The following is a 22,963-nucleotide window of genomic DNA, read 5'->3' as shown; positions in this document are numbered from 1 at the left end:
AGCCGGGTCCGCTGCTTGATCTGGTGCCTGGTCGGGACCCGCTACCTCCTGGTGATGGTGGTGACCGTCGGCCTGGACAGCCTGCACCGCCGTCCGTTCCCGCCGACCAGGGTGCAGGCCAACGTCGTGGTGCGCTGGACGTCGCTGAGCGCGTCCCTGATCACGGCGGTCGTGGGCCTCGTGGCGGCGTTCATGATCCTGATCGGCACCACCTTCGCGACCACCGACGTGACGGTGACCGGTCGGCGCGACCGTTGGCGGGTGATGATGCACTCGGTGCTCACCTTCTTCTGCAACAGCTCCATCCTGGTGCTGGCCGTCAGCAGCCTGACCGGCTGAGCGGGCAGAGGGGAGCCGCGATACCGGGACAGCGCCGTCGGGGCTGGGGTACGGTGCCCGGAAGCGGCCCACCCCTGCGGCCCAACCGAGGAGGAGCGCATGTCCGAGCAGACCTACCAGATGCTGGCCACCGTCCTGTACTTCGCGGTCATGCTCGGCATCGGCTACTACGCCTATCGCAAGACTGCGAACCTGAGCGGCTACATGCTGGCCGAGCGCGGCCTGCGGCCCTCGGTCGCGGCCCTGTCGGCCAACGCGTCCGACATGTCGGGCTGGCTGCTGATGGGCCTGCCCGGCGCCATCTATTCGGCCGGCCTGGTCGAGGCCTGGATCGCGATCGGTCTTACCGTCGGGGCGTGGCTGAACTGGAAGTTCGTGGCGCCCCGGCTGCGCGCCTACACCGAGATCGCCGACGACGCGATCACCATTCCGAGCTTCTTCGCCAAGCGGCTGAAGGGCAAAGCGCGGCCACTGCGCATCACCGCGGCGGTGGTGATCCTGGTCTTCTTCACCTTCTACGTGTCCTCGGGCATGGTCGCCGCCGGCAAGTTCTTCGTCAGCTCGTTCGGCTGGGACTACCTGCTCGGCATGGTGCTGGTGGCCGGGATCACCCTGATCTACACGCTCTTCGGCGGCTTCTTGGGCGCCACCCTCACCGACGTGGCGCAGGGGCTGCTGATGGTGGCCGCGCTGGTGATCGTGCCGATCATCGCGATCGTCGAACTCGGCGGCTGGGGAGCGGCGCTGGGATCGGCCACCTCGGTCAACCCGGACGCCTTCAACCTGTTCGCCGGCTTCGGTGAGAAGGGCGCGTTCTGGTGGACGCTGGGCATCGTCTCCACGGCGGCCTGGGGGCTGGGCTACTTCGGCCAGCCGCACATCATCGTCCGCTTCATGGCGTTGCGCAGCGCCAAGGAGGCCGTGGTGGCCCGCCGGGTCAGCCTGATCTGGATGATCCTCACCGCGGTCGGCGCCATCCTGACCGCACTGATCGGCATCGCCTACTTCGCCGGCGACCCCGCCCTGCCGCTGGACGATCCCGAGACGGTGTTCCTGCTGCTCAGCCGCATCTTCTTCCATCCGTTCGTCGCGGGCCTGGTGCTCGCCGCCGTGCTCGCCGCGATCATGTCGACGATGTCGAGCCAGCTGGTGGTGTGTTCCTCGGCGCTGGTGGAGGACCTCTACAACATGGTCGGCCGGAAGTCGACCGCCAAGCAGCAGCTCGTGCTGGGTCGACTCGGGGTGCTGGTCGTGGCGATCATCGCCGGGCTGATGGCGCTGGACCAGAACTCGGCCATCCTCGAACTGGTCGCCTTCGCCTGGGCCGGATTCGGCGCTGCGTTCGGCCCGCTGGTGATCCTGTCGCTGTACTGGCGCAAGCTCACCGCCACCGGCGCCCTGGCCGGCATGGTGGCCGGCGCGGTCACCGTGTTCGTCTGGGGCAGCATCGACGCGCTGCACTCGGTGATGTACGAGATCGTGCCCGGCTTCCTGCTCAACCTGGCGGTGGCGATCGTGGTCAGCAACGCCACCTTCACCCAGAACGCCGAGGTGCAGCAGGAGTTCACCGCCATGGAGGAGGAGCTCGCGGCGTCCTGACCCGCCCGGCCACACCCCGAGCGGCCGTACTTGGGGGTCGAGACGGAGCCGCCGCGGCGGAGCGCTGCACGCTGCACGTCTGTCAGTCCAGCCGGCTAGCCTCCCGCCATGACCCAGCGCCCCGCGGACGACGTCCTCGAGTTCGCCGACGTCGCGGGCCTGTGGGCCTGGCTGGCGGCCCACCACGACTCACACCCGGGCGGTTGGGTCCGGCTGTCGAAGGCGCGCAGCACCCGTCCCTCGGTCCGCTTCCACGAACTGCTCGAGGCGGGCCTGGCGTACGGGTGGAGCGAAAGCACCCGACGCGGCTACGACGCCGACTCCTACCTGCAGCGCTTCACCCCTCGCCGCGGCCGCGGCACGCTGTCGCAACGCAACCGGCTGATCGCCGAGCAACTCGAACGCGAGGGCCGGATGACGCCGGCCGGACGCCGGGCGCTCGGCTGACGCGGTCGAGGGAGTGGGCGTCGGCGTCCGCTAGGCCCAGGGGGCGCCGTGACGGACGACGAACACGACCGCGGAGGCCGCGGCGAACAGCAGCAGGCTGAGCCCCATCACCGGACCGACGAGACGGCTGGACGTCGTCTGGCCGGCCCTGAGCCGGGGCACCAGTACGAACAGCGCCACGGCCTGCAGCACGCCCAATGCGGCGACGGCCGGATCGCGCAGCATCACCGCCAGGCCCAGGAAGTGCACCGCGACCACCAACGCCACCCACCACGCCATCCACCGGGACGCTCCCCGGCGCCACAGCACTACGCAGCCGATCGCCGCGGCGAGCACCTCGAGACCGACGAGCACCCCGAACCAGGCGTACTGGCCGGTCAGGGCGCTGTCGGTGCGCCAGTGCGTCACCACTGGGTACACGAAGAGCCCGGTGAGCACCAGGCCGAGCCCCGAACCGACGCCCAACGGCAGCCGCAACCGTTCGGGCGGATCCTCCTGCGCCCAGCCGAGCCAGACCATGGTCATCAGGCCGAACCAGGCGATGGTGAAGGCGTGATCGCGCACGAAGTCGGTCAGCATGCGTACCTTCCTACCAGTCGGGGCGGCCGGCGCCCGATGAGGGGTGTGCGCGCTCACCCGCGTCGGCGGTCGGGGCTCATGCATCCGGGCTGCATCGCCGCTGCAATGCGACGTCCGCATGCTGTCGCTACACCGACTTCAGGAGGTGACATGACCACCACCCACGAACTCGACTCTCCGCTCAGCACCGAGCTGTTCGCCGACAAGATCTTCGACGGCGCCGGTCAGGCCGCGGATCAGGGTCTCCCAGGCGCCCTCGTCCAGGGGCGACTCCGCCAGCAGCGCCTCGGCGCTTGCGACGGCCGCACCGAGGTCGCCGCTGCGTCGCTGCGCCTCGGCGAGGTCATGCCGGGCGCCCAGCCGGCGTTGCTCCAGCGCTCGCGCGGCGGCGGCCACGGCGTCCAGTTCGGCGAGGGCGCCGAAGGCGTCCCCGCGCCAGCGCCGCAGAGCCGCGTCCAACGTGCGCGCGGCCTCGGCCGGCTCCTGCAGCCGCGCCGCGGACACCTCGGATTCGAAATCGGCGGCGTCCACCGCGAGGGTGGTGGTGCGCAGCGTGAAGCCGCCCGCGGAGGCCACGATCGACGGACCGGTCGCGCTCCGCAGCCGCGACACATAGCTGCGCAGGGTGCGTTCTGCGCTCGGCGGCGGATCGTCGCCCCACAACCCGCAGTTCCATGACGGAACACTAGGCCCCCGGCGAAGGGTCGGCTGCGCCGAGAACTGTCAGACCCGACGCCTACCGTGATGAGTGGAGGGTGAGATGGCATTGAGCGATGACCAGGTGGGGTCGCTGATGGCGCGGGCGATCCAGGGCCATTCTTTCGAGGAGTGCCTGGCTGTGGGTCGCGGCTTCACGCCCGCAGGGGTCGAGGAGGCCCGCGAGTTCTACGAGGACACGATCGAAACCCACAAGCGGGCCGTCGCGGCAGGCGGCTCGGTGTGCCCGATCCATGATTGGTGAGACCCGCCCTTGTTGGGGGAGGCCGGGTGCCGGGGCGGGACGTCGAGGCTGGCTCAGGCTGCCCACTGATCACCGCGAACCGCGCCTCACAAGGGGTTGTCCAGTGAGAACGCGGAAGGTCCGGACGCGTCCATCAGCGGTGTGCGATCATCGTGCGATGTCGCCGGACATGGACGCAGGGCCCTTCTTCCACGGCACCAGGGCAGAGCTGACGCCGGGCGATCTGCTCACCGCCGGGCACAGATCCAACTACCGCCCCGAGGTGGTGATGAACCACGTCTACTTCACCGCCCTGCGCGACGGCGCGGGGCTTGCTGCCGAGATCGCCGTGATGCTGGCGCCGGGCGACGCCGAACCGCACGTCTACCGCGTCGAGCCCAGCGGAGAGTACGAGGACGATCCCAACGTCACCGACACGAAGTTCCCCGGCAACCCGACCCGCTCGTTCCGCACCGTCGCACCGATGATCGTCGTGGAGGAGATCCACGACTGGACGCCGTTGACGCCCGAGGTGCGCGAGACCTGGCGGCGGCAAAAGGCGACCCTGCTCGAGAACGACGCCGAGATCATCAACTGATCGCCCCTCGCTGATCGAACCGGGCGCCAATGCGCTCAAGCGGTCGTGGTCTCCCGTGATCGGGCCCAACACCGATGGCTGTTCCGCGTCCGGCCACGGTCGATCAGGGCGGTGCCGGCGTGGGAAGGCCCTTGGTGTCGCGCCGACGGCGCATTTGGGCTCGAGAGCTGGTCACGACGTGTCCGGCGGCGTGACCGCAACGATCCGATGCCCAGCGCGGTACTGCGGCCGGTAGCGCTATACGGTGAACCTGAACTCCACCGAGTTCCGGCACGAAGAGACCATCAGCGGTGACGTCGGCTCAGCTCTTGCTGAAGCGGGTGATCAGTAGCAGCGCGACCTCGTCGGTAGTCCGTCCCGCGGTGTCGAACTCAAGAACCTCATCGGACCACGCGGCGTACTCGGTGCGACGGCGCTGCACGTCCGCCCACGTGGGTTCGCCGACGTGGACGAGGCCACGATCCCTGCCGTTGAGCCGCCGCTCATGCTCCTGCCCATCGGAGACCACGAGGTGCACGAACTCGAGATGTGCACCCGTTCGCGAGGCCGCACTACGCCAGGTCTGCCGAGCCGGTTCGCTGTCGTTGACCGCATCGACGACGACATCGTGGCCGAGCCGCAGATTCTGCTCCGCCATCGCACGCGCAGCCTCGTACGCAGCGACGCCGACCTGCCACCCCGAGGGCAGGCCGCAGGCGAGGATCGACTCCTCGACCGCATCGATGGACAGGTGGACCGACCCAGTGCGCGCAGCGATGATCTCGGCGATGCTCGTCTTGCCGACCCCGGGCAGACCGGAGATCACGATGAGATGCCCGGTCAAGCGACGCTGAACGGGGTGATCGACGCGATCTGCTCGCCCGCGAGATCCTCCGCGCGGGCCAGCTCGTAGTGGCTCTGCAGGTTGATCCAGAACTCCGCCGAGGTCCCGAAGTACTTCGCAAGGCGCAGCGCGGTGTCCGCCGTGATGCCTCGCTTGCCGTGCACGATTTCGTTGATCCGCCGCGGCGGCACCCCGATCGACACCGCCAGCTTGTTCTGCGTGATGCCGAATCCCTCGATGAAGTCCTCCATGAGGACCTCGCCCGGGTGGATCGGTTCGATCCTGTCAGCGGTAGTCAACGATCTGCACCTCCTCCGGTCCGGCGTCGGTCCACATGAAGCAGATCCGCCACTGGTCGTTGATCCTGATGCTGTGCTGTCCGGCCCGATCACCCTTGAGAGCCTCGAGCCGGTTGCCGGGCGGGGCAGGGAGGTCCTCCAGGACCTCCGCCGATCCCACCTGACGAAGCTTGCGTAGTGCGACGCGATGGATCCTGGATCAATGGACTGCACGCGCTCGCGACGCCACAGCCGTTCGGTCTTCTTGTCGCCGAACGACCTGATCAGGGGGCCAGGATATAACGAGATTCGTCAATAACGCTATACGTTAAATCGGAACTCGACCACGTCGCCGTCAGCCATCACGTAGTCCTTGCCCTCCAGGCGCACCTTGCCGGCCGCCTTGGCCTGCTGCATGCCGCCCAGCCGGACCAGGTCGTCGAAGCTGACGATCTCCGCCTTGATGAAGCCCTTCTGGAAGTCGGTGTGGATCACCCCGGCCGCCTCGGGAGCGGTGGCGCCCTTGCGGATCGTCCAGGCGCGCGACTCCTTGGGGCCTGCGGTGAGGTAGCTCTGCAGGCCCAAGGTTTCGTAGCCGACCCGAGCCAGGACGTCCAGACCGGGCTCGCCGATGCCCATCTCCTCGAGGAACTCGCGGGCCTCGTCCGGCTCCATCTCGACGAGTTCGGACTCGATCTTGGCGTCCAGGAAGATCGCCTCCGCCGGCGCGACCAGGGCGCGCATCTTCTCCAGCAGGGCGGTGTCGGTGAGCTCGTCGGAGTCGCAGTTGAACACGTAGATGTAGGGCTTGGCGGTGAGCAGGAACAGTTCCTTGAGCGGTTCGCGGTCGAGACCGGCGGCGAAGACGCCGCGTCCGGAGTCGAGGACGTCGCGGGCCTCGGTGACCGCGTCGAGCACCGCCTTGCGGTCCTTGTTGAGCCGGGCCTCCTTCTCCAGCCGGGGGAGCGCCTTCTCGAGCGTCTGCAGGTCGGCCAGGATCAGCTCGGTGCTGATCGTGTCGATGTCGTTGCCGGGGTTGACCGCGCCGTCCACGTGGGTGACGTCGGGGTCGCGGAACACCCGGGTGACCTGGCAGATGGCGTCCGCCTCGCGGATGTTGGCCAGGAACGCGTTGCCCATGCCCTCGCCCTGGGAAGCGCCCTTGACGATGCCGGCGATGTCGACGAACGACACGGTGGCGGGAATGATCGCCTGCGAGCCGAAGATCTTCGCCAGCTGCGGCAGCCTTTCGTCCGGCACCCCGACCACCCCCACGTTGGGTTCGATGGTCGCGAACGGGTAGTTCGCCGCCAGCACCTCGTTGCGGGTGAGCGCGTTGAACAGGGTGGACTTGCCCGCATTGGGCAGCCCGACGATGCCGATTGTCAAAGCCACGCCGACAGGTTACGGGGGCACGTCGGGGCGGCACGAATCGAGGGTGTCGGTGAAACGAATGCGCATAGTCGGGTGCTTTCATGCACCGCTCGGGCCGACGCCGCAGTTCATCGCTGAAACGCCAGGCAGAGAGGGAACGGGCGGACCTCAGCGGGATCAGGTGACCTCGCTCGGCGTCGAGCCGTCCCCGACAGAGATCCCGGCGTCCGCCAGGATGACGGGTACTGACCGTGGCGATGAGGCTGACGAGATGCCGGCGTCCGCCGCGATGACGCATCACGCGGCCATGACGCATCAGCGCCGATGACGGCAGGTCGCGCGGCATGACGCGTAGTGCGCCGAGGGCGTCCGACAGCCCTCACGGCAACGTAACTGCCTTTCTGACACCTGACTGCCTGCACGCAGGCAGCTACGTGTCACAAAGGCAGCTACGTTGAGCGTGGGGCCCCGAATCCGACGTTCGAGCTACGTGTCTTCGGGGTCGGCCTCGACCTCGGCGTCCGGCTCCTCTTCGGGCTCGAAGGTGTTCTTCTCGCCCATGCCCAGGCCGGCGCCGTCGTCGGACAGCTGCTCGGGATCGACGGCTTCACTTTGGGGACGTTCGGCGCTCTGCTGGCTCATGGTCGGCAACCTTTCGCACGGTGGTGCCTCCACTGTCGCTCGCTGGAGAAGGTGGCGCTACGCCCCTGGGGGCGTGATCGACGCTGGGTCGCGTGGACGTCCGATTCGCTCGGTCAGCCGCTCGCGAGCAGCCGGCCACTCGCTCGCCAGCATGCTGTACATCACCGTGTTGCGCACCGACCCGTCGCGTCGCCGCAGGTGATGCCGCAGTTCGCCGTCGCGCGTGGCGCCGAGCCGTTCGATGGCGCGCTGGCTGGCGTAGTTCTCGTTGTCGGTGCGCCAGCCGACCACACCCGCGCCGAGCACCTCGAATGCGTGGGTGAGCAGCAGCAGCTTGCACGCGGTGTTCACGTGGCTGTGCTGGGCGCTGGCGCCGTACCACGTGTAACCGATCTCGAGCCGCTTCACCGCCGGAGTGATGTCGTGGTAGCTGGTGCTGCCCAGCACCAGCCCGCTGGCCTCGTCGAGCACCGCGAACGGCACCCGGTCAGGCGTGGTGAGCGCCGTGTGAATGTAGGCCGGCTCGTCGCCCGGAGCGGGCACGCTGGTGACCCGCAGCGTCCACAACTCGCCGTCGGCGGCCGCCGCCGCCAGTCCCGGCGCGTGCTCGGCCTTCAACGGAACCAGCCGAACACCCCACCCTGTCAGGGTGACCGGCCCGACCCACAACTGGGTCAACGATCCGCCATCGGCACGTACTCGCGCCGCTCATAGCCGGTGTAGAGCTGCTTGGGCCGAATGATGCGCTGGTCGGGGTCGGTGAGCTGCTCGGTCCAGTGCGCGATCCAGCCCGCCGTGCGGGGCACGGCGAACAACACCGTGAACATCTCGGTGGGAAAGTTCAGCGCCTCGTAGATCAGACCCGAGTAGAAGTCGACGTTGGGGTAGAGCTTGCGCTTCACGAAGTACTCGTCGTTGAGCGCGATCTTCTCCAGTTCGACCGCGATGTCGAGCAGCGGGTTCATGCCGCGCACCTCGAACACGTCGTCGACGGCCTTCTTGATCACCTTGGCCCGCGGGTCGTAGTTCTTGTACACCCGGTGACCGAAGCCCATCAGCCGTCCACGCCCGTTCTTGACGCCCTCGATGAACTCGGGCACCCGGTCGAGCGACCCGATCTCGCGCAGCATCTTGAGCACCGCCTCGTTGGCGCCGCCGTGCAGCGGGCCGAACAGGGCGCCGATACCGGCCGCGGCCGCGGTGTACACGTCGTTGCCGGACGACGCCACGGTGCGCACCGCGGTGGTGGAGCAGTTCTGCTCGTGGTCGGCGTGCAGAATGAACAGCACCTCGAGCGCGCGCACGAGCCGCGGATCGGCCCGCCACACCCGCTGCTGCGACTGAAACAGCATGGCCAGAAAGTTCTCGACGTAGCCCAGTTCGTCGCTGGGGTAGACCGCGTGCCGGCCGATCGAGTGCCGGAACGTCGCCGCCGCCATCGTGGGCATTTTGCCCAGCAGCCGAAACGCATTCAGCTCACGCGACTCGGGTTCGCTCAGCCGCCGTGAACTGGGGTAGAAGGTCATCTGCGACACCACGCCGGCCATCAGCTTGGCCATCGGGTGCGCGTCGTAGCGGAACGACTGAATGATGTCGTAGACGTTCTCGTGCACCAGTCGGTGCCGGTTGACCTGGTATTCCCACTCGGTGAGTTGGGCCTCGGTGGGCAACTCGCCGTTGCTGAGCAGGTACGCCACCTCGAGAAACGACGACTTCTCGGCCAGTTCCTCGATCGGGTAACCCCGGTGCTCGAGAATGCCCGCGTCGCCGTCGATGTAGGTGATCGAACTGCGGCACGCCGCCGTGTTCACAAAGCCGGGGTCGTACGACGTGAGGGGTCCGCGGTCTGTCTCGACCGCCGCCAATCCGGTCGCCCGGATGGCCCCCTCACTGATCGGGAGGTCGGCTGTGACCTCTCCGGTGCTGATCTGCAACGAATCCGCCATGGTGGGCACACTAACCCGACCCGGTTTACAGCCGTATGTCAGCCGACTGCTGAGACCCAGCACGCACGGGTGGGTCGGCGTGCTCGCAACCGCAGTTCTCAGCCGGCGCCGCACGGCGACACGCGTCGCTGGCACGCTCGCCCGACGTCTACGATGAGTCAATGCTGATCGTCACCACCAACGACATTCCCGGTTACCGCATCGAGGCGGTCTTCGGCGAGGTGATGGGCATGACCGTCCGGTCGGCCAACATCGGGGCCAACTTCGTGGCGAGTTTTCGTGCGATTGGCGGCGGCGAGGTCAGCGAATACACCCAACTGGTCTACGACTCGCGTCAGCAGGTGATGTCGCGCATGTGGGAGCAGGCCACCCAGCGCGGTGCGAACGCCATCATCGGCTGCCGTTTCGACACCGGCGAGATCGCGGCCCAGTTCTCAGAGGTCTGCTGCTACGGCACTGCCGTGGCGGTCGTACCGATCGCCGAGGGCGAGCCGGGGGCCACCCCGCAGTCCATCGCCGACGCCAAGGCCCGCGGCATCATGCGCTGATGCGCACTTTGATCGGCGCACCCGACCTCACCCTGGCCCCCGGCCACTGGGTGTCGCGTGGGCTGATCGCTTGGCCGGTCGACGCGGTGCCCGTCGGCGTCGATCCGCACGCACTCGACTGGCGACTGCACTGGTCGCCCGACGGCGGCATCGATCCCGCCGCCCGCGAACCGGTGAACTGGAACACCGCAGACCTGCGGCTCGACCCCGAGGGCTTCCCCGAATCGGTGCTGGCGCAGCGGCCACATCTGGGCGGCTGCCTGGCTCTGCGGCTGATGCCCGCCACGGCGGCCATCGCCGAAGACATTCTGCGCGGTCAGGTGGCCCTCAGCCTGCACGCGCCCTCGGGACGGCTGGTGAACGCCGGCTCTCTGCAACTTCCCGGTGTGCTGGACGAACTGTACGCCGCGGCCACCGCTGCACGACTGGGCGTGAGTTGGGCAGGCGATGTGCCGACCCTGCGGGTGTGGGCGCCCACGGCCCGTCAGGCCGGACTGCGGCTGTGGTGCGTCGGCGACGACCTGCACGCACCGGGCCGTCCGCTGCCGGCAACCCGCGAACCCGACGGCTGCTGGGCGGTCACCGGCGCTCCCGACTGGCGCGGGGCGCGCTACCGGTGGGAGGTGGCGGTGTTCGCGCCGTCCGGACGGCGCGTGGTCACCAACCAGGTCACCGACCCCTACTCGGTGTCGCTGACGGTGAACTCGACCCACTCGGTGATCGTCGACCTGGACGACCCCGACCTGATGCCCGCCCAGTGGAGTCACGCCCCGTCGCCCCGGCTGCAGCACGCCGTCGACCAGGTGATCTACGAACTGCACGTGCGTGACTTCTCGATCAACGACAAGACTGTGCCCGAAGACGAGCGGGGGAGCTTTCTCGCCTTCGCCCGCGACAGCCAGGGCACCCGGCACTTGAGCAGGCTGGCCGCGGCCGGGCTGAACACGGTGCAGTTGCTGCCGGTGTTCGACAATGCCACCGTCGAAGAGAGCCGCGACCGGCAGCAGCCGCCGGCCAAGGCCCAGCTGCGATCACTGCCGCCCGACAGTCCCACCCAGCAGCGGCTGATTCGGCTGACCGTGGTGGGCAACCCCTACAACTGGGGTTACGACCCGTGGCACTATCAGGCCGTCGAGGGGTCGTTCTGCTCGAGCCTGGCCAGCGCCGAGGGGTCGGGCCGGGTGACGGAGTTTCGCACCATGGTGGGCGCACTGCACGGCATGGGGTTGCGGGTGGTGCTCGACCAGGTGTTCAACCACACCGCGAGCTTCGGCCAGAACACCAAGTCGGTGCTCGACCGCCTCGTGCCCGGCTACTACCACCGGCTCAACCCGCTGGGGTTCACCGAGCACTCCACCTGCTGCCCCAACGTGGCCACCGAGCACGCCATGGCCCAGAAGCTGATGATCGATTCGGTGGTGCTCTGGGCCCGCGACTACAAGGTCGACGGCTTTCGGTTCGACCTGATGGGTCATCACAGCCGGGCCAACATGCTTGCCGTGCGCGCCGCGCTCGATGCGCTCACGCCCGAGATCGACGGCGTGGACGGCACCCAGGTGACGATCTACGGCGAGGGCTGGAACTTCGGCGAGGTGGCCAACGACGCCCGCTTCGTGCAGGCGCGGCAGGGCAACCTGGCCGGCACCGGCATCGGCACCTTCAACGACCGGCTGCGCGACGCCGTCCGTGGGGGAGGGCCGTTCGACGACGATCCGCGCGGCCAGGGCTTCGGCACCGGCCTCTTCACTGCTTCGAACGACGCGTGGGTGAACGGCGACGGCTACACCCAGCACGACCGGCTGAATCTCGACACCGACCTGATTCAGTTGGGCCTGACCGGCAACCTGCGCGACTACTGGCTGCCGTCGAACAGCCGCCACGCGTTCGTGCGGGGCGACGAGCTCGAGTACAACGGCCAGCCCGCCGGCTACGCCGCCGAGCCCGACGAGACGATCAACTACGTGGACGCCCACGACAACGAGACCCTGTTCGACGCCCTCACCCTCAAGCTGCGCCCCGACACCCCGATGGCTGAGCGGGTGCGCATGAACACGCTGTGCCTGGCGCTGGCCACGCTGGGCCAGGCCCCGGTGATGTGGCACGCGGGCACCGACATTCTGCGCAGCAAGAGCCTTGACCGAAACTCGTACAACTCGGGCGACTGGTTCAACTTTCTCGACTGGACGATGACCGACAACGGTTTCGGCGCCGGCCTGCCGCCGCACGACGACAACGGCCCGAAGTGGAGCTACTTTCAGCCGTTTCTGGCCGACCCGGCGCAGAAGCCGTCCCCTTTCTACATCGAGCAGGCGCACCTCGCGGCCCTCGAACTGTTGCGGCTGCGGGCGTCGACCAGGCTGTTTCGCCTCGCTTCAGGGCACGCAGTGCGCACCAAGGTTACCTTTCCGGTGAGCAACACCGCCCATCAGCCCCCGGGTGTGATCGTCATGCGCATCGACGACCGCGCCGGCGAGCCGGTGCAGCAGCAGTGGACGGGCCTGGTCACGGTGTTCAACGGGACCCCGATCGCGGTTCGGCTGCGCATCCCCGGCCTGAGCAGCCGGTTCGTGCTGCACCCCGTGCAGGCCGGCGGCCACGACCCGGTGGTGAAACGGGCCCGGGTCGAGGGCCAGTGGGCCTCGGTGCCGGCTCGCAGCTTCGCGGTGTTCGTCGAACCCCGCTGAGTCGCTGCGCCGGTTGAGCTCGCAACGTTGGTCGGGCTTGTCGACACCCGGCCGGGATCTCGAGCCACTCCACCGGCGGTGGGGGAGCCGACGTCCAGCTCTCGTTCGCGTGCGCTAGCCTCCGGGCATGCCGCTGCCCGTTCGCCTGCTGTCGGTGGGCAGTCACACCCCGGCGGTGCGGGTCACCTCGGCCGAACTCGACCAGCGGTACGCACGCACCCCCGGCACCACACAGGCCCGGTCGGGTGTCAGCGTGCGACAGTGGGTGGGGCCCCACGACTCGTCGGTGAGCATGGCTGCGGCGGCGCTCGATCAGGCGCTGCGGCGGGCCGGCCTGGTGATCGACGATCTGGACGCCCTGATCGTGGCGGCCGTAGCCCCAGAACAACCCATGCCCACCACGGCGGTACTGGTCGCACGTCGGCTGGGCGCCGCCGACGGCGCGCTGCAGGCGTTCGACGTGAACGCCTCGTGCCTGGGCTTTCTGACCGGTGTGCAGCAGGCCGCTTTCGGCATCGGTGCCGGAATGTGGCACCGGGTCGGTGTCGTGGCCGTCGACGTGGCGTCGAAGGGGCTCAACCACGCCGACCTCGAATCCAGCGCGCTGTTCGGCGACGGGGCGGCGGCCGCGGTGGTCGGGCCCGCGGGGCAGGGTTCGAGCCTGCTGTCGTTGCGGTTGCGCACCTACCCCAGTGCGGCGCAGTTGTGCCGCATTCCGGCCGGCGGCACTCGCTGGAACACCGTCACGCCGCCGCCCGAGGCCTCCGACTACCTGTTCGCCATGGACGGCCTGGGCATGATGAAACTCGTGGCCAGAGCCATGCCGGCGTTTCTGGCCGAGACGCTCGACGAGGCGGGAGTGACACTCGACGAGGTCGCGGTCGTGGTGCCGCACCAAGCCAGCGCGCTGGGCCTGCGGTTCTTGCGCGAACGACTCGGGGTGCGGCCCGAGTCGGTGGTCGACCTGCTGGCCGAGCGCGGCAACCAGGTGTCGGCGTCGATGCCCACCGCGCTGGCCGCTGCGGTCGAGACCGGACGGCTGCGCCGCGGCGATCTGGCCCTGCTGATCGGTACCGGTGCGGGCCTGATGTTCGGTGCCGCAGTGCTGAGGTTCTAGGAGGCCCGATGGATTCTGCAGCTGCCGACCCGACCTGCTCACCGCCCGGGGGCCTCGACAGGCTCGACCAACGCACGGTGGGCTCTGGATGACTGAGCTGTTGGTGGCGGGCCACTGCGTGCAACTGGAGCGCTTCGTGCGCCGTGGCGGAGCGTGGCGATCGATCGAGTTTCCGTCGCTGGTGGCGTTGCTCGACCACCCCGACGGGGGAGTGGTGCTGTACGACACCGGTTATGCACCACGGTTTCACACCGCCACCGCGCGCTGGCCCTACCAGCTGTACGCCCGGCTGCTGCCGGTGACCTGCGGCCCGGCCGACTCGGTGCTCGCCCAGTTGGCCGAGCGCGACCTCGCCCCCGGCGACGTGCGGCTGATCGTGCTGTCGCACCTGCACGGCGACCACGTCGCCGGTCTGTTGGACTTCACCGACGCGCGCATCGTGGTGGGGCCGGGTGAACTGCCGCCCGATTGGCGCAAACGCTCGGCGTGGCGCAACGCGGCGCACGCGCTGGTGCCCGACCTGTTGCCGGCCGACGCCGAGCAGCGCCTGCTGAGCCTCGACGAGCTTGCGCTGCGAAGCACCGGGCTCGGCGGGCTGCTTGAGGTGGGCCACGACCTGTTCGGGGACGACTCGGCGCTGGTCGTGCGGCTGCCCGGGCACACACCCGGCCAATTGGGGTTGTGGCTACCCGCCGAAGGTTCTGACGGACTGCTGCTGGTCGGTGACGCCGTCTGGCATCGCCGCGCCTTCACCCACGGCGAACTGCCGTTACGGGTGCTGCGGGCCGACCGTGAGCGTTACGAAGCGATCGTGGCCGAACTGGCCAGGCTGCACGCGGAGCATCCGCACCTGCTGATCGTGCCGTCGCACTGCACCGCATCGATCGCCGAGGCCCGAGGGTACGTCGGTGGTTGACCGTTGGCGGGTGCTGGCTGCCGCGCTGGCCACCCGGTCGCGCCGCTTCGGCACCCGCGCGCAACTCGAGCGGCATCAGCAACGGCGGCTGCAGCACGTGTTGAACCGCGCCCGCCGGGTCTACCCCTTCTACGCTGCCGCCGGCACGTCGCTGGCCGACTTTCCGGTGCTCGACAAGGCCACCTGGTTGCGGCACTTCGACGGGCTCAACGACCGCGGCCTCGACCTGGCCCAATGCCTGGCAGCGGCCCGCGCGGCCGAGGCCGATCGGAGTTTCGAGGCCACCCTGAAAGGCGTGTCGATCGGCCTGTCGTCGGGCACGTCGGGGCAGCAGGGCGTCTTTCTCACCACCCCAGCCGAGCAGGCCCGCTGGGCCGGCGTCATGCTGGCCAAGGCGTTGCCCAGCCTGCGCGAACCTGCCCGGGTGGCGCTGGTGCTGCGCTCGGGCGGCCCGCTGTACCAGGCGGTGCACGGTGGACGCATCACGTTCTGCTACGTCGATCTCGCGCTGCCGCCCGATGCGATCGCCGAGCGTCTGCAAGCCTTCGCGCCCACCGTGCTGGCCGCGCCCCCTCAGGTGCTCGACGACCTGGCCGCCCGTCGGTCGAGCGTGTCGAGGCCCGACCTCGCTCCGCACACCATCTACTCGATCGCGGACGTGCTCGATGACGACGTGGCCTCGCGGGTGGCGTCCGGCTTCGGGTGCCCCGCGCGGCAGATCTACCAGGCCACCGAGGGCTTTCTCGGCATCAGTTGCGAGCACGGCATCCTGCACCTCAACGAAGACCTGGTGCACGTCGAGCGTGAGGTGATCGACCAGTCGTCCGGACGCTTCACGCCGGTGATCACCGACCTGTACCGCACCACTCAGGCGATCATTCGCTACCGGTTGAACGACGTACTGCTGCCCGGGGTGCCCGACTGCCCGTGCGGGTCGGCGTTCGCCACGGTGGCCAGGGTGGAGGGCCGGGCCGACGACGTGCTGTGGCTGCCCGACCAGGCGGGCGCCACGCGGCCCCTGTTCGCCGACTTCGTGCGCAACGCGGTGCTGGCCGCGCCGGGGGTGCACGACTTTCGCCTGGTGCAGCGCCTGGACGGCAGCCTGGGGTTGGCGGTACGGCCCTCGAACGCGCAGGCCTCGGCGCATCGGGCGCTGCAACGCCTGCTGCGCTCGCGCGGGTTCGCCGAGCCGGCCATCAGTGGCCGGCCGTGGCCGGTGGAATCGAGCATCGACAAGCGACGTCGAGTGCGCCGCGAACGGTGATCGGGGTTGGCGACAAGCCAAAGATCTTGGGCCCGGGCTGCGTCACCACAACCCGGGCCGACCAGCAGATGCGATGTCGCGTTCTGGCCCGCCTGGAGCACACCCCCCGGGTGCCCAACGTCCCCCCGAGCCGAACAGCGAACGATGTTCTCTGTTAGCGTTTCCATTATTCACCCATCCTGGCACAATGCAAGAACGGTGTTCACTACTTGGGAGTGATGTGACATGCCGACACGTGCCGAGCACCGCGACACCACCGAGTCCGCGATCATTGCGGCCGGCCAGCGACTGCTCGCCGAGGGCGGTGCGGACGCGCTGACCATTCGCGGCGTCGCGCGTGAACTCGACCTGGTGCCGTCCGCCCTGTACCGCTACGTGACCAAGCGCGAAGACCTGCTCGACCTGCTGGTGCAGCACGCCCATGCCGACCTGGCCGCGTCGATTCAAGCGGCCCACGACGCCGTTCCGCGCGCCGACCTGGCCGGCCGCTGGCGTGCCTTCGCCTACACGATGCGCGACTGGACCCTGGCCCACCGGCACGAGTGGAAGCTGATTCAGAACACGGTGCTGACCCAGCGCCACCCGAGGCCCGACCAGCACTACGCCCTGCACGTGCTGCTGCTGCGCCTGGGCGCCGACGCCGAGGCGGCGGGCCAGGTGCCCGACCCCCTGCTCGACCCGGCGACATGTGCCGTGCCCGGGTTGCCGAACCTGTTGCGGCTCGCCGGGGTCGAGGTGAGCGAGCAGACCGTGCTGGCCGGCCTGGCGGCCTGGCACCTGCTCGACGGCGCACTGTACGACGAACTGCTCAACCCCATCGGCATGCCCGGCATGACCGAACCCGACGCCTACTTCGAGGCCATGGTGGCGGCCACCGAGCGACTGGTACTGGCACCCACTAGCTCGCACGATCGGACGTGACCTGGGCCAGCGTCCGTTCGGCGGCGGCCAGCGGGTCGCTCGCGGCCACCATGGCGGCGAAGCGTTGCAGCGGAGCCCTGGGCAGACGGAGCGCGCGCGGGAGCGCGATCGCGGCCTCGCGCAGGGTTCGCACCCGCACCGCCGGCCCGTGGTTGCCGAGCAGCGGAAAGTAGGTCACCAGGGCGTTGCCGTTGACGAAGCCCGCCACCAGCGCGTTCCAGGGGCCGACGCCGCTGTCGTACCAGGGCAGCCCGGTGGCGAGGTCGGCCTCGCTGAGCGCAGCGCGGGCCCTGTCCAGGGCGCCGGGCGGCAGCACCGTGTCGTCGTCGAGCACCGCCACCAGGTCGGTGCAGTGCGGCTCGCCCAGGGCCAGCTTGAACACCTTCGGGTTGGTCAGCGGCGGGCAGGGCGGGCAATGAAGCACCTCGACCCGCGGGTTGCCGTCGGCCAGTTCGGTCGTGATGCGCAGGCCCTCGGGGTCGTCGGCGTCCACCAGCCAGATGAACCGGGCGGACGGCTGGTTGGCCAGGTTTTCGGCCAGCACGCGGGGCAGCGCCGGATCGCCCGACAGAATCGGCTGTAGCACTGTGATCCCCCGGGGGTCTGCTCGGGTGGCTCGGTCGCCTCGTGCCCTGCGGCCCCTCGCCAGTTGCGCACCGCCAGTGCGATGCGAGTCGCGCTGAGTGCGGCATAGCCACCGACGAGCGCCCAGGCGATCGATCTAGCCCACACCGTTGCTCCGCCACCAGGCCACCAGGTCGCGGCGGCCGGCTTCGATACTCATGGCCGGCTCACCCAGCAGGGCCCGGCAGTGGGTGATGTCGAACGTCTTCGAGTAGGCGAACATCGCCACCCCGAACGTGGTGATCGGCGGCTCGGCGTAGTTCATCAGTCGGGCCGACACCATCTCGGACGCCCGGGCCAGCGCCATCGCCATCCCCACCGACACGTGACGCCGCGGCCTGGGCACCCCGAGGTCGTCGAGCAGCGAGAACAGAAACGGGTACAACTGCACCGGCTCGCCGTTGGTCAGGTTGACCGGTCCGGTCACGCCGCGCGCCACGGCCTCGCACACGTAGCCGGCCACCACCTCGACGTGGGTCAGATCGACCAGCACCGGTGCCCGGTCGCGGCGCACGAAGTGCGGCAGCCGTCCGGCTCGGGCGGCGGCCACCACCCGGGGCAGCAGAACGGTGTCACCGGGGCCGAACACCGCCCGCGGGCGCAGCACGCTCCAGGCGCCCGGGTACCGCCCGACCAACCGTTCGCCGGCCAGCTTGGTACGCGAGTAGGCGTTGAGCTGGTCGGCCGGGGCCGGAATCGGCGACTGCTCGGTGAGGTTCAACTGGTCGGCGGCCGTGTAGAACACGCTCGACGACGAGACGAAGTGCACCGGCGGGGTGCCGTGCCCCTCGGCCCAATCGAGCACGTTGCGGGTGGCGTCGACGTTGGCTCGCTGGTAGGCCTCGGGAGGGGCCCACGGTGAGGCCAGGGCGGCGCAGTGCACCACGACGTCCACCGCTTCGTTCAGCGTGAGCGGCTCGCCGAGGTCGTGCCGCACATATTGATCAACCGCCGTTGCCGGCGCCGGTTGGCGACCCAGGCCCAGCACCGTCCAACCGCGTCGGCGAGCCGCTGCGGCGATGTGGCCGCCCACGAAGCCGTTGCTTCCGGTGAGCAGCATGCGCATGCCCAGACCCTAGCCCGGTGCCACTTCCTGCCCCAGTGTGATGGGTCCGAGTCAGTTGGCAGGTGGCGGCGTCCAGGCACCCACTGCGCGGTGTTCTGCTTCGTCGATGGACGGCCCGGTGCACCTGCCTCGTCGGCCTTGCGGTGCGCGCCCCTGAACACCGCCACCTGTGCAAGTCACCTCAGACGCACGACACTGGGTTCGACCGAACCGGAAGCGTCACGCAGCGAAGGGTGATCTCATGGCCGAACAACTGCTGGTCGGTATCGACATCGGAACAGGCTCGTCCAAGGGCGTTCTGGTGCGGCTGAACGGCGAGGTGGTGGCGCTCTCGGAGCAACCGCATCACCTGTCGCTGCCCAGACACGGCTGGGCCGAGCACGACGCCGAAACCGTTTGGTGGGCCGACTTCAAAGCCATCTGCGACGAACTCGTGGCCGCCGCCGACGGTGAGGGTGAGATCGCCGGCGTGGCGATCAGCGGCATCGGGCCGTGCTTTCTGCCCGCCGACGAGAACGCCGTACCGCTGCGGCCGGGCATTCTGTACGGCATCGACACCCGGGCCATGGCCGAGGTGCACGAGCTCACCGAGAAGTTCGGTGAGAGCCGCATCACCAAGCGGTGCGGCAACCCGCTGAACGCGCAATCGATCGGCGCCAAGATCCTGTGGTTGCGCCGGCATGAACCCGAGATCTACGACCGCACCCGGTACTTCTTCATGGCGCACACGTTTCTGGCGCACCGGTTGACCGGCGTGTACTACCTCGACCACATCTCGGCCAGCTACTCAGAGCCGCTGTACGACGTGGGCAAGAACCGCTGGATCAAGAAGTGGGTCGAAGACATCGCGCCGGGGCTGCCGATGCCCGAGCTGAAGTGGCCCACCGAGGTGATCGGGCACATCACGGTCGAGGGTGCGCAGCGCAGCGGCCTGCCCGAGGGCATTCCGGTGGCGGCCGGCACCATGGACAGCTTCGCCGACGCGATGAGCGTGGGGGTGCGCAAGCCGGGCGACGCGGTGGTGATCTACGGCTCGACGATGTCGATCGTGCTGGTCACCGACGAATCACTGCCGTCGGCCCAGTTGTGGAGCAACGCGCACCTGTTCGAGAACACCTACAACCTGGCGTCCGGCATGGCGACCAGCGGGTCGCTCACCAAGTGGCTGCGCGACGTCTGCGGCAACACCGACTTCGGCGAGCTGAGCAAAGAGGCCGAGGCGGTCGCTCCCGGTTCGGACGGGCTCGTGATCCTGCCCTACTTCGCCGGTGAGCGGACGCCGCTGCTCGACCCGAACGCCCGAGGCACGGTGATCGGACTGACCCTGAACCACGGCCGCGGTCACCTGTACCGGGCGCTGATGGAGGCGACCGCCTACGGCGCACGGCACGTGCTCGAAGTCATGCACGACGCGGGCGGCTCGGGGCGCAAGGCGTTCGCTGTGGGTGGCGGCACCAAGGGCGGGCTGTGGCCGCAGATCATCAGCGACATCACGGGGCTCACCCAAGAGATCACCGAGCAGTCGGTGGGCGCCTGCTACGGCGACGCGATGCTGATCGGGGTGGCCGGCGGCTTCATCGATGAAGACGCCGACTGGTCGCCGCGAGTGGGAACCATCGAACCCAACCCCGACAACCAAGAGCGCTACGACGAGTTGTACGACATCTACCGGCACCTGCACCCGGCCACGGTCGAGTTGCAGCACAAACTGGCGGCGATCCAGCAGGGGTGATGTCCTTCGGCTGTGCGTTCTGAGATCCCGGCGCCCGCCGGGATGACGGAAGTGACGTGCCCCTGTGACCCCACCGTCATCCCGGCGCACCCACCGTCATCCCGGCGCACGCCGGGATCTCGTGCCGCACATGAAATGGGTGGCTGCTCACCAGCCGGTGTAGCGGTCGGCCCGGTGATTGAGCGCGATGGCGACGTTGAGCACCACCGCACCCAGCGCCGAAACGGCCACCAGTGGCAGCGGCAGCACGATCAGCGAGGCCAGCAGCACCATCAGGTCGAGCACCAGTTGCACGTAGCCGGCCGGAATGCCGCGCCGCTCTTGCATGATCAGCCCGACGATGTTGAAACCGCCCAGGCTGGCGCGATGGCGAAACAGAATCAGCAGCCCGACGCCGGCCAGCACGTTGCCCAGCAGTGCCGCGTACAGCGGGGGCAGGGTCAAGGGCGGCACCACCGCGGTGTGCAATGCGGTCAGGGCCGTCAGCACAGCGATGGCCAGCAGCGTGCGCAGGGTGAAGTCGAGGCCCTTGCGTGAGATCGCTGCGATCAGAAACGGCAGGTTGACCGCCACGAAGATCGCGCCGAACGGCACCGGCAGGGCGTAGCTCAGCAACAGGGCCAGGCCGGCGGTGCCGCCGGTCACCGTGCTGCTGGAGTGCAGCAGAAACAGGCCGAACGACGCCAGCACCGTGCCCACCAGTAGGCCCAGCACGTCCTCGACGACGCCGTGCTTGGTCTGCGGCCGGTGTTCGGGCTGCGCAGGACGGGTGACGCGTGCGGGCGAGGTCATGCCGCCGCCTGTGCAAGCCCGGCCAGCACCCTGATCACCCGGTCGTTGCTGGCGGCGTCGGCGATGGTGACGCGCACCCCGTCGCCGGCATAGCCGCGCACCAGAATGTCGGCGGCGTCGAAGGCGCTCAGCAACTGCTCGCGTCCGGCGTCGGTGGTGCGCAGCCAGACGAAGTTGGCCTGCGAGCGGGGCACCGCATAGCCCAGAGCGCGCAGCGCGAGCGTCACCCGGTCGCGTTCGGCGGCCACCGCAGCCACCCGTCCGGCCAGCTCGTCCGCGGCGTCGAGGGACGCGATCGCGGCGGCCTGGGCGATGCTGCTCACCCCGAACGGCACGCCGGTGCGGCGAAGGGCGGCGGCCACGGCGGGCGTGGCGATGCCGTAGCCGACCCGCAGCCCGGCCAGGCCGTACGCCTTCGAGAAGGTGCGCAGCACGCAGACGTTCGGGTGGGTGCGGTAGCGAGCGATGGCGTCCAGCCGCTCACCGGTGGCGTACTCGAGGTAGGCCTCGTCGATCACCACGAGCACGTCGCTGGGCACGGCGGCCAGAAAACGGTCGAGGTCGGCCCCGGCGATCGTCACGCCGGTCGGGTTGTTGGGCGTGCACAGCAGCACCAGGCGGGTGCGGTCGGTGATCGCCGCGACCATCGCCGGCAGGTCGTGACCCTCGTCGGCGGTCAGCGGCACCGGCACCGGAGTGGCGCCGGCCAGGGTGACCAGCAGCGGATAGGCCTCGAACGAGCGCCACGCGAACACCACCTCGTCACCGGCGTCGCAGACCGACTCGATGATCTGTTGCAGCACCCCGACGCTGCCGGGGCCGACCGCCACCTCATCAGCCGTCACGCCCACGTGGGCGGCGATGCGCTCGCGCAGTTCGACCGCGGCGCTGTCGGGGTAACGGTTGATGCGCCCGGCGCTCGCAGCCACCTGCGCCAGCACCGACGGCAGGGGCGGAAAATGGCTCTCGTTCGAGGCCAGCGGAGCGATCCCTGCCGACGTGGCGCGACGCCCGGCCACGTAGGGGGCCAGGCTGGTGACCGCCGATCGCAGGCGGGGCGTGCTGGGTGCTGTGCTCATGTGAGGATCATGCGAGCCTTCGAACATCTGCACAACTGAAAGGGTTTCTCATGTGCATAATGCCCTCGCACACTGAAGATCGGTGACAAGATGTCAAGCATGCCGACGATCGACCCCCTGGACGCCCGCATTCTGCTGGCCTTGGACGACCACTCCGACGCGTCGATTCTCGAGTTGGCCCGGGTGCTCGGCATCTCGCGCAACACCGTGCACGCGCGCCTGCAGCGACTCACCCGTGACGGCGTGTTTCTGGGGTTCAGCCAGCGCATCTCGCCGGCCAGCCTGGGCTACCCGATCGTCGGTTTCGTGTCGCTGTCGATCAGCCAGGCGCTCGGTGAGGGCATGGCCGTGGCGCTGGCGCGGGTGCCCGAGGTGATCGAGGTGCACGCCACCACCGGCGACGCCGACTACCTGATCAAGGTGGTGGCCCGCGACACCGGCCACCTGCACCGCATCACCAACCGAATCCTGGCCATCGAGGGCGTGGTGCGGTCGAACACGGTGATTTCTCTGTCGCAGGTGATGGGCAACCGCACCAGGCCGCTGCTCGAACACCGGGCGTCCGACCAGCGCGCCTGAGCCATCAAGGGGGCGGTTCTCTGATTCGGATCACGGAACCGTCCCCTAATCCTGCTCAGCCCTGACGCCTGGCTTC

Annotated in this window: 26 protein-coding genes; 13 read left to right on the top strand and 13 right to left on the bottom strand. The window is 69.1% G+C overall.

Annotated features, from left to right (window positions below; translation table 11 throughout):
• Positions 1-54 precede the first annotated feature (54 nt).
• The 3 genes from MPLG2_RS11875 (at position 55) to MPLG2_RS11865 (ending at position 2,385) form a co-directional block, all read left to right on the top strand.
• Positions 55-339 (top strand): DUF1345 domain-containing protein, encoded by a 285-nt coding sequence (locus tag MPLG2_RS11875; protein ID WP_158681118.1) that lies wholly within the window; start codon positions 55-57, stop codon positions 337-339.
• Between the two features lie 99 nt (positions 340-438).
• Entirely contained in the window at positions 439-1,938 is a 1,500-nt protein-coding gene (gene putP / locus MPLG2_RS11870; RefSeq protein WP_105186309.1) for a sodium/proline symporter PutP, read from the top strand.
• Between the two features lie 108 nt (positions 1,939-2,046).
• Positions 2,047-2,385 carry a YdeI/OmpD-associated family protein gene (locus MPLG2_RS11865; RefSeq protein ID WP_105186308.1) on the top strand — a complete coding sequence of 113 codons (339 nt, stop codon included), beginning with the start codon at positions 2,047-2,049 and terminating at the stop codon, positions 2,383-2,385.
• A 30-nt stretch (positions 2,386-2,415) separates the two neighbouring features.
• On the opposite strand, the gene MPLG2_RS11860 is transcribed toward MPLG2_RS11865, so the two are convergent.
• Both MPLG2_RS11860 and MPLG2_RS11855 read right to left on the bottom strand, forming a co-directional pair.
• On the bottom strand, positions 2,416-2,964 hold the full coding sequence (locus tag MPLG2_RS11860; protein ID WP_105186307.1) for a hypothetical protein: 549 nt from the start codon (positions 2,962-2,964) through the stop codon (positions 2,416-2,418).
• 138 nt (positions 2,965-3,102) lie between these two features.
• Positions 3,103-3,627, bottom strand: a complete 525-nt coding sequence (locus MPLG2_RS11855; protein WP_105186306.1) for an AfsR/SARP family transcriptional regulator — start codon at positions 3,625-3,627, stop codon at positions 3,103-3,105.
• Between the two features lie 103 nt (positions 3,628-3,730).
• Between MPLG2_RS11855 and MPLG2_RS11850 the strand changes: the two genes are divergently transcribed.
• Together MPLG2_RS11850 and MPLG2_RS11845 are read left to right on the top strand one after the other, a co-directional pair.
• On the top strand, positions 3,731-3,925 hold the full coding sequence (locus tag MPLG2_RS11850) for a hypothetical protein (protein WP_158681116.1): 195 nt from the start codon (positions 3,731-3,733) through the stop codon (positions 3,923-3,925).
• 157 nt (positions 3,926-4,082) lie between these two features.
• Positions 4,083-4,502 carry an NAD(+)--rifampin ADP-ribosyltransferase gene (locus MPLG2_RS11845; RefSeq protein WP_105186304.1) on the top strand — a complete coding sequence of 140 codons (420 nt, stop codon included), beginning with the start codon at positions 4,083-4,085 and terminating at the stop codon, positions 4,500-4,502.
• 301 nt (positions 4,503-4,803) lie between these two features.
• Here the strand turns inward: MPLG2_RS11845 and MPLG2_RS11840 are convergent, their stop codons facing one another.
• From MPLG2_RS11840 to MPLG2_RS11815, 7 genes are all read right to left on the bottom strand, one after another.
• Entirely contained in the window at positions 4,804-5,307 is a 504-nt protein-coding gene (locus tag MPLG2_RS11840; protein ID WP_158681114.1) for an AAA family ATPase, read from the bottom strand.
• Between the two features lie 14 nt (positions 5,308-5,321).
• Positions 5,322-5,624 carry a HigA family addiction module antitoxin gene (locus MPLG2_RS19460; RefSeq protein WP_105186302.1) on the bottom strand — a complete coding sequence of 101 codons (303 nt, stop codon included), beginning with the start codon at positions 5,622-5,624 and terminating at the stop codon, positions 5,322-5,324.
• On the bottom strand, positions 5,611-5,784 hold the full coding sequence (locus tag MPLG2_RS11830) for a type II toxin-antitoxin system RelE/ParE family toxin (RefSeq protein WP_269459145.1): 174 nt from the start codon (positions 5,782-5,784) through the stop codon (positions 5,611-5,613). The genes MPLG2_RS19460 and MPLG2_RS11830 overlap by 14 nt, the downstream gene beginning before the upstream one ends.
• Before the next feature lie 140 nt (positions 5,785-5,924).
• On the bottom strand, positions 5,925-6,998 hold the full coding sequence (gene ychF / locus MPLG2_RS11825) for a redox-regulated ATPase YchF (RefSeq protein ID WP_105186301.1): 1,074 nt from the start codon (positions 6,996-6,998) through the stop codon (positions 5,925-5,927).
• Positions 6,999-7,463: 465 nt separating this feature from the next.
• Entirely contained in the window at positions 7,464-7,619 is a 156-nt protein-coding gene (locus tag MPLG2_RS18510) for a hypothetical protein (protein WP_158681112.1), read from the bottom strand.
• Between the two features lie 57 nt (positions 7,620-7,676).
• Entirely contained in the window at positions 7,677-8,297 is a 621-nt protein-coding gene (locus MPLG2_RS11820) for a GNAT family N-acetyltransferase (RefSeq protein WP_231935640.1), read from the bottom strand.
• The gene (locus MPLG2_RS11815; RefSeq protein ID WP_105186299.1) at positions 8,294-9,565 is read right to left on the bottom strand and encodes a citrate synthase; all 1,272 of its coding nucleotides are present in this window, start codon (positions 9,563-9,565) and stop codon (positions 8,294-8,296) included. Before MPLG2_RS11815 ends, MPLG2_RS11820 begins: the two co-directional genes overlap by 4 nt.
• A 161-nt stretch (positions 9,566-9,726) precedes the next feature.
• Here MPLG2_RS11815 and MPLG2_RS11810 point away from each other — a divergent pair, with 161 nt between their 5' ends.
• The 6 genes from MPLG2_RS11810 (at position 9,727) to MPLG2_RS11785 (ending at position 17,015) form a co-directional block, all read left to right on the top strand.
• Positions 9,727-10,113, top strand: coding sequence for a YbjQ family protein (locus MPLG2_RS11810; RefSeq protein WP_105186298.1), 387 nt, complete (start codon positions 9,727-9,729; stop codon positions 10,111-10,113).
• Positions 10,113-12,797, top strand: coding sequence for a pullulanase-type alpha-1,6-glucosidase (gene pulA, locus MPLG2_RS11805; protein ID WP_105186297.1), 2,685 nt, complete (start codon positions 10,113-10,115; stop codon positions 12,795-12,797). Before MPLG2_RS11810 ends, pulA begins: the two co-directional genes overlap by 1 nt.
• A 127-nt stretch (positions 12,798-12,924) precedes the next feature.
• Positions 12,925-13,914 (top strand): 3-oxoacyl-ACP synthase III family protein, encoded by a 990-nt coding sequence (locus tag MPLG2_RS11800; RefSeq protein ID WP_105186296.1) that lies wholly within the window; start codon positions 12,925-12,927, stop codon positions 13,912-13,914.
• Positions 13,915-14,002: 88 nt separating this feature from the next.
• Positions 14,003-14,830, top strand: coding sequence for an MBL fold metallo-hydrolase (locus MPLG2_RS11795; protein ID WP_105186295.1), 828 nt, complete (start codon positions 14,003-14,005; stop codon positions 14,828-14,830).
• On the top strand, positions 14,823-16,094 hold the full coding sequence (locus MPLG2_RS11790) for a F390 synthetase-related protein (protein ID WP_105186294.1): 1,272 nt from the start codon (positions 14,823-14,825) through the stop codon (positions 16,092-16,094). The genes MPLG2_RS11795 and MPLG2_RS11790 overlap by 8 nt, the downstream gene beginning before the upstream one ends.
• A 225-nt stretch (positions 16,095-16,319) precedes the next feature.
• Positions 16,320-17,015: a TetR/AcrR family transcriptional regulator gene (locus MPLG2_RS11785; protein ID WP_105186293.1), complete on the top strand. Its 696-nt coding sequence runs from the start codon at positions 16,320-16,322 to the stop codon at positions 17,013-17,015.
• On the opposite strand, the gene MPLG2_RS11780 is transcribed toward MPLG2_RS11785, so the two are convergent.
• Entirely contained in the window at positions 16,993-17,601 is a 609-nt protein-coding gene (locus MPLG2_RS11780) for a glycosyltransferase (protein WP_158681110.1), read from the bottom strand. The two genes, MPLG2_RS11785 and MPLG2_RS11780, sit on opposite strands and share 23 nt — an antisense overlap.
• A gap of 135 nt (positions 17,602-17,736) precedes the next feature.
• Positions 17,737-18,705, bottom strand: a complete 969-nt coding sequence (locus tag MPLG2_RS11775) for an NAD-dependent epimerase/dehydratase family protein (protein WP_105186291.1) — start codon at positions 18,703-18,705, stop codon at positions 17,737-17,739.
• 241 nt (positions 18,706-18,946) lie between these two features.
• Here MPLG2_RS11775 and MPLG2_RS11770 point away from each other — a divergent pair, with 241 nt between their 5' ends.
• Positions 18,947-20,437, top strand: coding sequence for an FGGY-family carbohydrate kinase (locus MPLG2_RS11770; protein ID WP_105186290.1), 1,491 nt, complete (start codon positions 18,947-18,949; stop codon positions 20,435-20,437).
• Positions 20,438-20,584: 147 nt separating this feature from the next.
• Here the strand turns inward: MPLG2_RS11770 and MPLG2_RS11765 are convergent, their stop codons facing one another.
• Positions 20,585-21,229, bottom strand: coding sequence for a YitT family protein (locus MPLG2_RS11765; protein WP_105186289.1), 645 nt, complete (start codon positions 21,227-21,229; stop codon positions 20,585-20,587).
• Positions 21,226-22,308, bottom strand: coding sequence for a histidinol-phosphate transaminase (gene hisC, locus MPLG2_RS11760; RefSeq protein WP_105186288.1), 1,083 nt, complete (start codon positions 22,306-22,308; stop codon positions 21,226-21,228). The genes MPLG2_RS11765 and hisC overlap by 4 nt, the downstream gene beginning before the upstream one ends.
• 99 nt (positions 22,309-22,407) lie before the next feature.
• On the opposite strand from hisC, the gene MPLG2_RS11755 reads away from it, so the two are divergent.
• The gene (locus tag MPLG2_RS11755) at positions 22,408-22,887 is read left to right on the top strand and encodes an Lrp/AsnC family transcriptional regulator (RefSeq protein WP_105186287.1); all 480 of its coding nucleotides are present in this window, start codon (positions 22,408-22,410) and stop codon (positions 22,885-22,887) included.
• Positions 22,888-22,963 lie beyond the last annotated feature (76 nt).

Origin of the sequence: Micropruina glycogenica, assembly GCF_900289045.1 — a bacterium.
Taxonomy (GTDB): domain Bacteria; phylum Actinomycetota; class Actinomycetes; order Propionibacteriales; family Propionibacteriaceae; genus Micropruina; species Micropruina glycogenica.
Note: the sequence above shows the minus strand (reverse complement) of the source record. Positions and strands in the feature narration are given on the sequence as shown.

Coding starts and splice junctions, on each gene's coding strand:
- MPLG2_RS11875 (WP_158681118.1), top strand. CDS start 55: ATGGTGGTGACCGTCGGCCTGGACAGCCTGCACCGCCGTCCGTTCCCG.
- putP (WP_105186309.1), top strand. CDS start 439: ATGTCCGAGCAGACCTACCAGATGCTGGCCACCGTCCTGTACTTCGCG.
- MPLG2_RS11865 (WP_105186308.1), top strand. CDS start 2,047: ATGACCCAGCGCCCCGCGGACGACGTCCTCGAGTTCGCCGACGTCGCG.
- MPLG2_RS11860 (WP_105186307.1), bottom strand. CDS start 2,964: ATGCTGACCGACTTCGTGCGCGATCACGCCTTCACCATCGCCTGGTTC.
- MPLG2_RS11845 (WP_105186304.1), top strand. CDS start 4,083: ATGTCGCCGGACATGGACGCAGGGCCCTTCTTCCACGGCACCAGGGCA.
- MPLG2_RS18510 (WP_158681112.1), bottom strand. CDS start 7,619: ATGAGCCAGCAGAGCGCCGAACGTCCCCAAAGTGAAGCCGTCGATCCC.
- MPLG2_RS11815 (WP_105186299.1), bottom strand. CDS start 9,565: ATGGCGGATTCGTTGCAGATCAGCACCGGAGAGGTCACAGCCGACCTC.
- MPLG2_RS11810 (WP_105186298.1), top strand. CDS start 9,727: ATGCTGATCGTCACCACCAACGACATTCCCGGTTACCGCATCGAGGCG.
- pulA (WP_105186297.1), top strand. CDS start 10,113: ATGCGCACTTTGATCGGCGCACCCGACCTCACCCTGGCCCCCGGCCAC.
- MPLG2_RS11800 (WP_105186296.1), top strand. CDS start 12,925: ATGCCGCTGCCCGTTCGCCTGCTGTCGGTGGGCAGTCACACCCCGGCG.
- MPLG2_RS11795 (WP_105186295.1), top strand. CDS start 14,003: ATGACTGAGCTGTTGGTGGCGGGCCACTGCGTGCAACTGGAGCGCTTC.
- MPLG2_RS11785 (WP_105186293.1), top strand. CDS start 16,320: ATGCCGACACGTGCCGAGCACCGCGACACCACCGAGTCCGCGATCATT.
- MPLG2_RS11775 (WP_105186291.1), bottom strand. CDS start 18,705: ATGCGCATGCTGCTCACCGGAAGCAACGGCTTCGTGGGCGGCCACATC.
- MPLG2_RS11770 (WP_105186290.1), top strand. CDS start 18,947: ATGGCCGAACAACTGCTGGTCGGTATCGACATCGGAACAGGCTCGTCC.
- MPLG2_RS11765 (WP_105186289.1), bottom strand. CDS start 21,229: ATGACCTCGCCCGCACGCGTCACCCGTCCTGCGCAGCCCGAACACCGG.
- hisC (WP_105186288.1), bottom strand. CDS start 22,308: ATGAGCACAGCACCCAGCACGCCCCGCCTGCGATCGGCGGTCACCAGC.
- MPLG2_RS11755 (WP_105186287.1), top strand. CDS start 22,408: ATGCCGACGATCGACCCCCTGGACGCCCGCATTCTGCTGGCCTTGGAC.